General features: G+C 37.8%; 9 protein-coding genes. 5 read left to right on the top strand and 4 right to left on the bottom strand.

Features of this window, described 5'->3' with window-relative positions; genetic code table 11:
- Positions 1-6: 6 nt before the first annotated feature.
- The 3 genes from AB1278_RS06820 to AB1278_RS06810 all read right to left on the bottom strand — a co-directional run bounded on the left by AB1278_RS06820 (position 7) and on the right by AB1278_RS06810 (position 7629).
- Positions 7-3336, bottom strand: coding sequence for a SusC/RagA family TonB-linked outer membrane protein (locus tag AB1278_RS06820; RefSeq protein WP_202838910.1), 3330 nt, complete (start codon positions 3334-3336; stop codon positions 7-9).
- Between the two features lie 6 nt (positions 3337-3342).
- On the bottom strand, positions 3343-5916 hold the full coding sequence (locus AB1278_RS06815; protein WP_238349592.1) for a zinc-dependent metalloprotease: 2574 nt from the start codon (positions 5914-5916) through the stop codon (positions 3343-3345).
- A 129-nt stretch (positions 5917-6045) separates the two neighbouring features.
- Positions 6046-7629, bottom strand: coding sequence for a histidine kinase (locus AB1278_RS06810; RefSeq protein WP_202838908.1), 1584 nt, complete (start codon positions 7627-7629; stop codon positions 6046-6048).
- Between the two features lie 228 nt (positions 7630-7857).
- Between AB1278_RS06810 and AB1278_RS06805 the strand changes: the two genes are divergently transcribed.
- From AB1278_RS06805 to AB1278_RS06795, 3 genes are read left to right on the top strand one after another with little or no spacing between them, the layout of a single operon-like run.
- On the top strand, positions 7858-9033 hold the full coding sequence (locus AB1278_RS06805) for a thioredoxin family protein (RefSeq protein WP_202838907.1): 1176 nt from the start codon (positions 7858-7860) through the stop codon (positions 9031-9033).
- Between the two features lie 14 nt (positions 9034-9047).
- Complete coding sequence (locus AB1278_RS06800) at positions 9048-9680, top strand: DUF3575 domain-containing protein (protein ID WP_202838906.1); 633 nt, start codon at positions 9048-9050, stop codon at positions 9678-9680.
- Positions 9681-9684: 4 nt separating this feature from the next.
- The gene (locus AB1278_RS06795) at positions 9685-9891 is read left to right on the top strand and encodes a hypothetical protein (protein WP_089690129.1); all 207 of its coding nucleotides are present in this window, start codon (positions 9685-9687) and stop codon (positions 9889-9891) included.
- On the opposite strand, the gene AB1278_RS06790 is transcribed toward AB1278_RS06795, so the two are convergent.
- Positions 9892-11088, bottom strand: coding sequence for an exo-beta-N-acetylmuramidase NamZ family protein (locus AB1278_RS06790; protein WP_202838905.1), 1197 nt, complete (start codon positions 11086-11088; stop codon positions 9892-9894).
- 4 nt (positions 11089-11092) lie between these two features.
- Here AB1278_RS06790 and AB1278_RS06785 point away from each other — a divergent pair, with 4 nt between their 5' ends.
- Positions 11093-12322, top strand: a complete 1230-nt coding sequence (locus AB1278_RS06785; RefSeq protein WP_110010172.1) for an ABC transporter permease — start codon at positions 11093-11095, stop codon at positions 12320-12322.
- A gap of 153 nt (positions 12323-12475) precedes the next feature.
- Entirely contained in the window at positions 12476-13468 is a 993-nt protein-coding gene (locus tag AB1278_RS06780) for a PLP-dependent cysteine synthase family protein (protein WP_202838904.1), read from the top strand.
- The last annotated feature ends 73 nt before the right edge of the window (positions 13469-13541 follow it).

Raw genomic sequence — 13541 nt, 5'->3', positions numbered from 1 at the left:
CAAGTTTTAAAAAGAAACATTAAATCCTACGGTCACCGACTTGGTGATAGGCTGTGCATAAATATTACCATACGTTTCCGGATCGAAATATCCTTTGTATCCGTTGCTGAATACAAACAGGTTACGTCCTTCAACGCTCAGTCTCAGGCTCGAAATCCCCATAGGATTTGTAAATTCTTTAGGAAGTGTGTACCCTAAACGGATGCTACTGATTCTGATATAGCTGATTTCTTTTGCCCATACATCCAGTAAGCTGTAGGCATTGGAACGGTTTCCTGTAAACCATTTATTGGCCATCCATCCGTCCGGGTTAGCTTCCATATCAGGACTTGTAATTCCCGGAAGCGAACCTCCAGCTTCATAAATATCTCTTGTGTAGTTTCTTCCTCTGTCTAACTCCATACCTCGGTAAGAAGGAGTTCTCATTACTGTCTGCTTCAGGTTGAATGTTGCAGAGATGGTAAGGTCAAAATTACTTACTTTAAAGGTGTTGATAATCCCTCCGGTAAATTTCGGATCTCTGTCTCCTACATAAGTAAACAGGCTTCTCAGCTCAGCATTTGAAAGTTTGGTATCAACAAGCTGCCCTGGCAGGAAATCTGCATACACATCATATAACTTAAAGAATTCTGCTGCTGAAACCTTCTGATCTCCTTTCCAGAATAATGGGTTTCCCTGTTCATCCATTCCTGCTGTTTTCAAAGCAAAAACAGCATTTACCGGAAGTCCTTCTCTTGATGGAAGCAATGCATTATCACGCGGCTGCTCACTCAATACTCTGCTCTTGTTATGTGCAAAGTTAATGGTAGTCGTCCATTTGAAATTATCATGATTGATGTTTCTGGTAGATATCGCCAGTTCAAAACCTTTGTTGGTCAGGCTTCCCCAGTTCATCATCGTATATTCGAATCCTGTTTCCAAAGGAGTTTCTTTCATACTGATCATATCCGTACCTTTTCTGCTGTAGACATCAGCGGTAAGGCTTACACGATTATTGAACAATCCCAAATCAAGACCTAAGTTGGTATTGGTTGTTTTTTCCCATCTCAGTTTATCGTTAGGAGGGCTGAGAACATTGATAATCGATTCTTTTCCTCCAGGAAGAATGGTGGCATCATTATATTCACCGATAAAGAATGGTGAGGTGTTTCTGTCGATATTTCCCTGAAGACCGTAAGATGCTCTCAATCTAAGGTTGGATACAGCAGAAATATTTTTCATAAAGTCTTCCTTCGTTACCAGCCATGATCCTGAAACGGCCCATATCGGAAGGTATTTATACTTTTTGTTAACTCCAAACAGGTTAGTACCGTCATATCTCACACTTCCAAAGAATGTATATTTCTGATCATACGTATAAGAAGCTGTAGCAAACATAGATGCATAGGCATTCTCGATAGGAGCTGCTTCACGGTAGGTTTCATATCTTTTATCAGCTGCAAAACTTGAATTCGGGAAAACGATTGCTGTGGCTCTTCTTGTTGAAGGATCGTATCCGAAAGCCCTCGTGATGGTTGTGTTATCTTCTGTTTTACGGATTTCTGTTCCTGCCATCAAATCAATTTCATGTTTATTGATCTTCGTGCTATATGCCGCCTGTAATTTCCAGTTGTACTGGAAGAAATCATTATCCCAGTTTTGTTTTACCGCACCAGCCGGCAGAAAGTAATTGTATTTACCGTCTTTGTAGTAACGGGTATTTTCTTTCATTTTTCTGGTAAAATAGGTATTCTCCGCTGCAAATTTCTCTGTTTTATTAGCATCATACTGAAGTCCCAACTGAGAAGTAAATCTTAAACTTTTTGAAGCTTTATATTCTAAATCTAAAATTGCTTTCAAAGAGTTATTTTTCAGTGAATAGTTGGTATTCTCTCGTTCTTCAAGGAAGTTGAAAGGAATATAACGATCTTCAAAACCATCCATATCTCTATCATAATTGTAGCTTCCATCCGCATTGAAAGGCTTCATGTAAGGATTGGCATTTCTTGAATAATTCACGGGGTTGATTGAAGCATCAGCATCTGTTACAAAAGATGTACGTTCGCTCTGCGTTCCGAAAATAGAGATTCCTGCATTTAACTTATCGCTTAGTTTATAATTGTTTTTCAAAGTCAGGTTATAACGCTTAAAACCTGTACCGATAGTTGTTCCTTCTTCATCATAATATCCCAGGGAGAAATAGTAATCTGCGCGATCACTTCCTCCTGAAACACTTAATCCGTATTGTTTGTTGATGGCATTTCTGTATAACAGTTTGCCCCAGTCTGTATTGTTATTTCTTAAACCGTTAATTTGTTGGCGTGTGAATGAGTTCAAAGCATCAAACCCTCCGTTTCTGAAAGCATCAAGCTGGTTATTCTGCGTCAGGATTCTCATTACTTCTCCTTTATCGGCACGGTACGTAAGATCTGCACGCTTGGCAAGCATCAGTTCCAGGTCTACTTTTTCAGAAGCATTTAAAAGATTTAATTTATCAAAATCAGGACGAGAGGTAACGAAAGTGTCTGCTGAGAAGTTCAGTTTCAGACTTCCTTTCTTTCCTTTTTTGGTGGTGATAGAGATAACTCCGTTGGCTGCTCTTGCTCCATAAATAGCTGTTGCCGCTGCATCTTTAAGGATGGTAATATCTTCAATATCGTTAGGGTTTAAGCCTGCGATAGAGAAGTTCTGGAGCTGATCAATATTGTCTTTATCCGTAAAATTCGGAACATCATTTCCTTCTAACGGAAGACCGTCAATGACCCATAGCGGATCCTGGGGACCGGAAAGGGAAGCTGTCCCTCTGATTCTGATCTTCGCCGGACTTCCCGGAGCTCCCGTTTCAGGAGTTACTGCCACACCGGCAATCTGCCCTGCCAGCATCTGGTCTACACTGGCAACACCAGCCTGGCTGATGTTGTCCATTTTAACGGTAGAAACCGCTGAAGTCTGCTTACGCTTTTCAATTTTCTGATACCCTGTGATAATAACTTCCTGGATTTTATTTTTTTCTGAAACCTCAGAAGTCAGTCTGATAGTATAATTAGTCTGTCCTTCATTCAGCTGAATGACTCTGGATTCATACCCAGGATAACTTACCAATACCGTTTTTGTATCAGCAGGGATTTCCAATATAAATTTTCCGTCCTTATCGGTTACCGTACCTACTGATACACTTTCGATAATTCCTTCCAACTCTGTTTTTGTAGAGACCGATTGGGTCTCGATTTTTATAGACGCACCGGTGATAACCTGAGACGTATTTCCGTCTTCTATTTTCCCGGTGATGGTTTTCTTTTGCTGGGCCATTGCTATATTAGCAGCCAAAAGAGGTAAAAGTATTAGAGTTTTTTTCATTGCCGTTTATTTGTTTAAAGCCTCTTGTATACGAATGATTAAATCTGTGTAATGTGCTCTGGAAGCATCATCACCTCTGTACCTTGTTCTGTTCAGTAAATCCAGAACTTTCTGAAGTTCTGCTCTCTTGTAAGTTGTCACTTCAGATACTCTTTTCATGGATGAATAATTGATATTCCTCAAACCATGATCATCTTCATGAAAATTACAGATGGTAGGCATATTCAAAGTATCATCTACTTTCAATCCTTTCACTGCTGTTTTTTCAAATAATTTGTTCACAGAGACAATCAAAGCATCCACATAATTTTTCTGAGTCATTTTCTCAAGCATCGTAAGGCTTCCTTTTTTACTGAAAATGGCAGTTCTAACCTGATCAAATAAATTTTCAACCGTATAGATTTCTTCTTTAGAGCCAGACACCTGATGTTTCAGCTCATTTTCAAGTAACCTCAACAATCTGTCATCCATAAACAAAGAATAGATATTTGCATACTGCATTCCTCTTGCCATGGTATATGGTGTCTGCTCGAATGGTCCCATTGGTGAATCCTTAACCGGATACGTTTTTTCTGTAATCGGATTAAAGAATAACCATTCCGGAAGGTTGATGGCATTTTTAACAAGATAATCAACTGCTCTTCTCTGAATTTCTGCAGGTACAGCTTCATAGGCTTTCTTCTTGTTACCAAAAACAGTATTGTTCAGATAAATTCCTCCTACATTCGCCATCACATGACCTGTATACAAATCCCACTGCCCGATTACTCCCAGATACAGTTTTCCGGCATCTGTGTATTCTTTACCATCTTCATACATCCATTTCAGGAGGTTGTTAATTACCACTTTCAGGTTTTTGATTCCGTACTCGCTGGCTTTCATCGCATCATCACCTAAATCTTCAGACTGCGAACGCGGATCAATGGTTTCCAGGTAGCTCTGCTGCTCTCCATAGAAGTACATCGGGTCATCTTCATGTTTTTCAATTAAGTTTTTCAGCGCTTTCTTCTCTACGAATTCATCCGGATACCAACGGTACCCCCACTCGATGGCATATTTATCGTAAAGACCAATTTTCGGAGTGATTGCTGTAACACCATCTTCCGGCTGAGCTACATAATTGTAACGGGCATAATCCATAATGGAAGGTGCCGTACCACCCATTTTGTCTGTAAATTCTTTGGAACGAAGCGACTCTACCGGGAATGCAAAGGATGCTCCCATATTGTGCTTCAGTCCGAAAGTGTGCCCTACCTCATGGGATGAAACAAAACGGATCGCTTCTCCCATATGTTCATCACTGAATTTATTTCCTCTTGCTTTAGGGTCAATAGGTCCTGTTTGAATTCTCATCCAGTCATGAAGAGAAGTCATTACATTATGCCACCAGATTATATCTGCTTCGATAATTTCCCCACTTCTCGGGTCTACTACTGATGGCCCCATTGCATTTGACTTTGGCGACGCGGCGTAAGTAATTACAGAATATCTTACATCATCAATATCAAAATCTTCATCTTTCTCATCCGGCATTTTCGCAATCACTGCATTTTTGAATCCTGCCTGCTCAAACGCCGCCTGCCAGTCATGTACTCCGGCGATAATCTTTTCACGCCATTGTTTCGGAGTTGCCGGATCGATATAATAAACAATCGGTTTCTTAGGCTCTACCAGCTCACCTTTTAAATATTTTTCTTTGTCCTCGTCCTTCGGTTCAAGATTCCATTTGGTAATAAAGAATTTCTCATCCATTTTTTGCTGGTTGTCATTAAACGACCAGTGTTTTTCGGAGAAAAATCCTACTCTTGAATCCGATACTCTTGGTTTCATCGGTATTTTAGAAAGCAGAACCAGATTGGTTGTAACGCCTAAAGTTACCGGAAGATCTACCCCGCCTTCATTGACAGAAGTGGACAATTGGGACTTCACCACAAGGTTTTTAGGAAAAGTCTTCACACCTTCTATGTAAGAAAGACTTGACTTCACAGATCCACCCAATCCTACATTAGCCAAAACATCATTAAAACTTTTCTGATTTCCGTCAAAAACTTTGTTCACTTTAATGGCTACAGCCGTAGAGTCGTTGTTTTGTGCTTCAATATCAAAGACTTCAATCACAGATTCTGAAAAGTTATCTTTCACAGATTTTGTAATGGCGTCATTTTTTGGGGATGACACTTTAGGTACCATCGTTTTTACCCATACTTTTTTAGCTACAGGATCACGGTAAAAAGAGATGACCTTATTCTCATAGTTCATTCCTTTGTTCAAACCAGCCTCATTGACCTGCATGGGTACCTGAGAAAGTTTATTGACCACCAAAAACTGACGCCCCATCAAACTGTCCGGGATTTCAAAATAAATATCCGTTTTTACCTGAATGGTATTAAAAAGTCCTTTTTTATAGGTTCCTTTTTTGATCAGGTCTTCAATCTTTTTGGTTTTCTTGGAGGAAGAGGTTTCTGTCTTATCCGTTTTTTCTTTGTTGACCTTTACCGTATCTTTATCTTTTTTCTGTGCTATTGCCATTGGTGAGGCCATAGCAAGACCGAGATACAGTGCCAGCCTGTAATTCTTCATTAAAATAGTCCGATTCATTCCAAATAGTAAATATCTTAGTTTCAGCCAGCAAAGCTATAGGTATCATGAATCATATATATAATATTAGGGAGTGAATGGCGCTAATTCGGGAGTGAATGGATTTTTATTTTACTTCATTAAAGGCAAAAAACATACGAAATATTCACTATCTACAGAAATATGAAGAAGATTATTCTTAAAATATCCATAAACCTGATTCAAATATTCAATTCCGAATTTCTCTCCCTGTACCGTTTCCGTCTTAGGCTGCAAGGTATTCTTTACCGTGATCCCGTCCTCATCAACGATAATGATAATTTCCAAAGGCTGATCCATCGTTGCAATATTATGTTTGGTCGCATTTTCCGTGACTATCTGAAGGGATAAATAGGGAATTCTTTTTTCAAGACTTTCAGGAGCATTAATAATCAATTCAAACTTCAGTTCTTCATCAAACCTGCTTTTCAGAAGTTCCATATAGTGCTGTATAAATTTAATTTCCTGCGAAACAGGAACAATATTGTCTTTTGGAGGCACTATAAGATACCTGTAAATCCTGGAAAGATTCATGGTAAATTTCTGTGCATTTTCTTTATTGATCCCGATCAACATATAAAGGGAATTCAATGAATTGAAAAGAAAATGGGGATTGATATTATTTTTAAGCTGCTGAAGCTGATTGATCACTTCTGCTTTGTGCATCTTTTCGTTTTCTACCAACAATAAATTCTTCTCAGACTGTATTTTTTCTTTTTCCTGATAAGCCAGGCTGGTTGCTCTCTGAAACAATATAAAGACCGTTACAATGAGAAACAACGCTGCCAGAAAAATATAAACAGTATAGGTTTTTATCTTGCTGATATTTTCGTCAATAATAAAATTTACATGGTTCACTACCGTGTATCCATCAAAATTATCAGTCTTCAATGGTTTTATAAAGCGTGTTACCTCCACTCCCAGATATTCTGAAACGGCTGTTCCTTTAGTATATCCTGCTTCAGTTTTGCTGGTCAGTGTATCATTAGCTTTAATATCTGTAAAGTCAAAAATATTCTTTCCGATATACTTCTTCTCAGGATGGGTAATACAGATTCCTTCTTTGGTAAAGACATAAGCGTAGGTATTGGAACTTTTATCGACATTAATAAAATATTGATGAAGATCATCCAGGCTTACGGTAGAGCCATAGTACAATTTGTTTTTATCAGGTAGTATCAAAGAATCGTAACTAATCCAATACATGCTGTCCTTTTTGGTAAGCAAAAGGTCTTTAAAATGTCCCGGTCCGTTATTCTTTATCACAATAGAATTCTCTTTACGATCTGTCTTCCTGAAAATACCGGATAAAGGATTATTACTATCTGTTTTTCCTGAAGTGGTGTTTTCATAATAATACCAGCTATAGGGCAGCAGATTTCTTTTTTTATTTAATTCATTTAAAACCGAAGAATAATCCTTGTAATTCTTCAGTCCGTCCTTTTGAATTAGTGCGCGAAGCAGATACTGATAATCCTCAATATTTCTGAATTCATGTTCTATCGATTCATACTTTCGGAAGAATGTTTTCTTTGCAAAATCATCGGTATTCTTACGGCTGTCTTCTGTGATCAAAAGACTCAAAACAGCAAATGCTGCTACTGCGATCAGGCAGGCAGATAAAGCGGTGATATAAATGGATTTTTTGGATAAGGCGTGCTTAAAATTAATAATCAAATTCTCTAAATTATGGATTCCTCTACATATAAATTATTCGTTTGCAAAGATATAACAAAGATTTCAGGACTGTAAAGTGAATTAAATTTAGATTTCATATTTTAAAGTAAAAAACAAAAATCAGATACGCTTAAGTCTTAAAGTTCGTTAATATCGTCATTGAGACCACCTATTCATCACGCTATATTTTGAAAATTAATTATCTTCGCCTACAAATCTTATTTAAAAATGAAGAAGATCATCTCCGGGATATCTATTTTTTGTGCCATCGCTATTTCAGCTCAGGAAGCCATCCAGTTTCAGGAACTGCCATTCAAGGACATTATTGCCAAAGCCAAGAAAGAAAAGAAATTGGTTTTTATTGATGCCTATGCATCATGGTGCGGCCCTTGTAAAATGATGGAAAAAAATGTCTTCACACAGAAGTCCGTGAGTGATTATTACAATACCAACTTCATTAATGCGCGATTTGATATGGAAAAAGGAGAAGGCAGAGATATCGCTTCGAAATTCGGAGTACGCTCATATCCTACTTATCTTTTCCTGAACGGTGAAGGTGAGCTTGTTTCCCGAAATACCGGATATATGGAAGAAAGCCTGTTTGTAGCAATGGCTCAGGATATCAATTCACCGGGAAACAAAAAAGGATCTCTTAAAGACCGCTTTGCCGGCGGGGAAAAAGACCCGGAATTCCTGATCAATATTATGAAGCTTAATGCCAACTCAGATTATGAATTTGCCAAAAAAGCTTCAGAAAGATACTTCCAGAACAAAAAGAAAACCGAAGAATTGTCAAAGGATGAAATTGGATTTCTTCTTTACTTCGTAAAATCATCGGAAGATATCAACTATCCTGTTTTTGCATCCAGAAAAGCAGAGATTATTAAATTCCTTCCTGAAGAAACTTACAATGAATTTGATGCCCAGCTGAAACTGGGAAAAATAGTAGAACAGTCTATTGATGATAAAAATAAAAAAATCAATGATGACTATTTTATGAAAGCTGCCGAACCATTGGTAGGGAAAGAAGCTGCTGTTAAAAAGCTGAATCAGACTAAACTCAGCTATTATGAACAGAACAGTAATTTTCCTGAATACGAGAAAGCGGCTTTAGATTATTATAAAAATTCTGATGCCTTTGATCCGAATGAGCTCCTGAGAGCAGCATGGATATTTGCAGATCATGTGAAAACTCCATCTTCATTAAAGAAGGCTACAGAATGGGCAGAAAAATCTGTTATGAGAAGCGAAACTTCGGAAAACACTTATATTCTTGCCAAGCTTTATCACCTTACCGGAAATAAAGAGATGGCAAAAAACTATGCTGAAATGTCTAAAAATATGGCAGTTCAGGGCAATAAGGATTCTCAACTGGCAGATGAACTATTAAAGCAGATAAAATAAACATTATAAACCGGATGAAATATAAATTATTAGCAGCAGGCATTTTAGCTTTCCTGTCTACAACTACGTTGAGCGCTCAGGAACAGGAACAAGGAGGACAGGATAAAAGTTTATACATAAAAGGGAATGCTTTATTTGCTCCGATAGGGATTTTAAACCTGGGAATAGAAAAACAGATCAGTCCAAAATATACCCTTCAGGGAGATGTTTTCATTTCACCATGGAAATCTTTCGCAGGACATAAACTACAGTTTTACTCAGTTTCTGCAGAAGGAAGATATTACTTTACTGAAGCTTTCAAACATTGGTATGTAGGTGCAAACGTAGCTGTTGCTGCTTACAATGCCACAAAATGGAGTTATTGGAATGACAACACCTTTGAAAACTGGAATGGGGAAATCCTTAAGAACTCCAACCTGTACCAGAAAGGATTTTCTGTAATGCTGGGAGTTACAGCAGGATACCAGTTTCAATTATCCGAGCGCTGGAATCTTGATATTTACGGAACAATCGGAACATCACAAGGATTTTATAAAGGGTACGACAAATCTACAGGAAGGCGTTACGATTCTGCCAAGGAATTCAATAAAAGCGGTGAAATCATCCCCTACAGAGGCGGTGTCATGATTTCTTATAAATTAAAATAATACAATGAAACCATTCGGAAGAAATCATATTATCATTTCAGTCATCACTTTTGTGATTCTTTTTTTAATGAATTATATCGGGAATGATTTACCTGACAAATTACAGAGAGCCTTAATGACGGCTTTTGCAGGAGTTGTTGGATTAACTATCGGACTATTTATATTAAATAAGGGCAGAAATGATAAAAATCCGCCCCAAAATTTTGATTAATTAATCTTCGTACACCACATATCTGGTTCTGATCTTTTCGAAACTTTCCAGATCTTTTTTCCATGAAGCTTTAATTTCCGGAATTGATTTTCCTGCGATGATCTGTTTTCTCAATTCATCAGTTCCGGATAAAGTATCAAACCACAGATTTTTCAGGAAGAAATCCTGCTGTGGATTTTTATAATTCTGATAGGCTTTGATTACCCATTCAAGATTCAGTTCTCTTAAATCTTTAGGATAACTGGAAAGGTTTTCACCATAACACAGCTTCCCGTTCAGGAAAGGATCTTTGGCACCATAGCTTGGTTTCGGCGTAAACTGATAGGGCAGGTTTTCCGTCCATGGAGAACCATAAATCTGGAAAGGAAGATCTGTTCCTCTTCCTACAGAAACCTGAGTACCTTCAAAAAAGCAAAGGCTTGGATATAAATTAATCGCTTTATCATTGGGTAAATTAGGAGAAGGTTTATCAAGTATTGGGTAACGCTGTTTTTTATGATAATTCTTCATCGGAACAAGCGTATATTTCGCCTGTACTTGATTTTTAAGCCATTTCTCTCCGTTTACCATCTTTCCATACTCTCCTATTGTCAGTCCATATACTACAGGAACTTCGTGAAGTCCGACAAAACTTGCCCATTTTTTCCTCAATACAGGACCGTCGGTATATCCGTCATGCGGATTGGGACGATCTAAAACCATGATCTCCACATTGTTTTCAGCGCCGGCCTCCATCAGGTAAGACAAAGTGGAAATATACGTGTAAAACCTCACTCCAACATCCTGAATATCAAAAACAACTACATCAATTCCGGAAAGCTGTTCCGGCTTTGGTTTTTTATTATTTCCATATAGTGAAACAATGGGAATTCCGGTCTTCACATCTACTCCGTTCTTCACTTTTGCACCTGCATCTGCATCTCCTCTGAAACCATGTTCAGGAGCGAAAATAGACTTGATTTTAATTCCGTTTTTTACAAGAAAATCAACCAGGTGGGTTTTATCACTCATTAAACCTGTCTGATTGGTTACCACCCCTATTGTTTTATTTTTTAACAGCGGCAAGTAAATTTCAGGCTGGTCGGCACCCGTTTTAAAATCCGGTTGAACTTGAGTCTGAGAATAATATTGGTTGAATACTCCTAAAAAAATTAGGCAAATCAGAAGTAAATTTTTAATTTTGAAATCTAAATTCATAAGCTTGAAATTTCCTTTATATTTCTCTAGAAAAATAGCATTTTCCAAAGATAACAAAAATAACCTTTCAAGGGTTATCATCTTCATTGGCAGGCTTTCCGTAGCATTGGGAATTATTGTTTCCCTCATTACCGTAGCCACCGGTTTTGGTTCAAAAAAAGCTATCAAAGAAAGGCTGGCTGATTTCAGCGGACATATTACCGTAAGATCCACAAGATCCAATTCTTCATACAATACTTCTGTACTGGACAATCAGGGACTGAATATTGCCAAGATAAAAGAACTTCCCGATGTGGAAAGCACTCAAAAATATGTAACAGTTACCGGAATTATGCGTAATGAGCACAATTTCGCAGGCATTATATTTAAAGGAATCGGTAAGGATTTTGATAGTTTAAGATTTAAAAAATTCCTTATAGCCGGAACAACTCCGAAGGTAACAGAAAAAGGATTCAATAGTGATGTAGCGATTTCTCAGAAAGTAGCCAATGACCTTCATCTTAAATTGAATGACAGCATTGTAACCGTATTTTTAAAAGCTGATCAGAAACCGCTTTACCGTAAGTTCAGAGTTATCGGAATTTACAGAACGGATATCAAGCTCATTGACGAGCAATTCGTTATCGGCGGTATCAATCATGCCAGAAAAATTCAGGATATGAAACCTGATGAAATTGGCGGAATCGATATCTTCCTGAAGAATGTGAATGATATCGACAAAGATTTTCCTGACATTGAGAAACTGATCGGGTATAAAAATTATGCTGAGAAAGCGACAGAAAAATTCCCGCAGATTACAGACTGGATCAGTATTTTTGATACCAATATTGCTTTGATCATTATTATTATGCTTATCGTAGTGGTCATCAATATCATTATGGTTTTGCTGATCCTTATTATCGAAAGAACCAATTCTATTGGTCTTCTCAAAACATTAGGCGCAAGCAATTCACAGATAAGAGCTACCTTTATCAATTATACCCTGATTATTATGATTCCAGGGCTTTTGTACGGAAATGCTATCGGATTGGGATTGATTTTAATCCAGAAATTCTTTGGAGTTATCAAGCTGAATCCTGAAAATTATTATGTAAGCACCGTTCCGGTAGATCTTAACCCTATTGCTATTGTCTCCATCTCAGTAGGAATTCTTATTATCTCAGGACTGGCTTTGATTATTCCGAGCTACCTGATCAGTAAGATTTCTCCGGTGAAAGCGATTAAGTACAACTAACCTGATAATTGATAATTGATAATTGATAATTGATAATTGAAAGTTATTGATTGTGTATCAGTTGATTTCAGTGTTATCCACAACTTATCCACACGTTATCCACAGCACAGATAATTTTAAAAGCCTTATCTTTGTGCCGCTTATAAAACATTTATGAAATACGCAAAAAATATCCTTGAAACGATAGGTAACACACCGCTGGTAAAGCTTAACAAAGTATTAGGTGAAGATTTTCCGGCATTGGTATTAGCAAAAGTAGAGACCTTCAATCCCGGAAACTCCGTAAAGGACAGAATGGCTCTTAAAATGATAGAGGATGCCGAAAAAGACGGCAGATTAAAACCTGGAGGAACCATTATTGAAGGAACTTCCGGAAATACAGGAATGGGACTGGCTTTGGCAGCCATCATCAAAGGGTACAAATGTATCTTTGTAACCAATTCAAAACAGTCAAAGGAAAAATGTGACATTCTTCGTGCTGTAGGGGCTGAAGTAATTGTTTGCCCTACCGACGTAAAACCTACCGATCCGCGTTCTTATTATTCAGTTTCCAAAAGACTGGCAAAAGAAACGGAAAACGGATGGTATGTCAACCAATATGATAACCTGTCCAACAGAGCTGCTCACTACGAATCTACCGCTCCGGAAATCTGGGAACAGACAGAAGGAAAACTGACTCATTTTGTAGTAGGAGCCGGAACAGGAGGTACAATCACCGGGTGCGGAACATTTTTCAAAGAAAAAAATCCGGACATCAAAGTAATCGGAGTGGATACTTATGGCTCTATTCTGAAAGAATTCCACGAAACAGGTGAGCTTCATTATGATCACGCTTACACTTATATCACAGAAGGAATCGGGGAAGATATCATTCCTGAAAACTATGATATGTCTGTAATTGATCATTTTGAAAAAGTAACGGATAAAGACGGTGCTATCTATGCCAGAAAACTGGCGAAAGAGGAAGGTATTTTCTGTGGATATTCTGCCGGAAGTGCTATTGCATCTTTGATTCAGATGAAAGATCAGTTCACAAAAGATGATGTCATTGTTGTTTTACTTCATGACCATGGCTCAAGATATGTAGGAAAAATCTACAATGACGAGTGGATGAAGGAAATGGGATGGCTGGAAGAAAGCAAATAAACAAATTAGTTAGAATTCAAAAAGACTAATTGGTTAATCATAAAAAACGGAGCAAAATTTTGCTCCGTTTTTG

It is taken from the genome of Chryseobacterium sp. NRRL B-14798 (assembly GCF_050470705.1).
GTDB classification, from domain to species: Bacteria; Bacteroidota; Bacteroidia; order Flavobacteriales; family Weeksellaceae; genus Chryseobacterium; species Chryseobacterium cupriresistens.
Note: the sequence above shows the minus strand (reverse complement) of the source record. Positions and strands in the feature narration are given on the sequence as shown.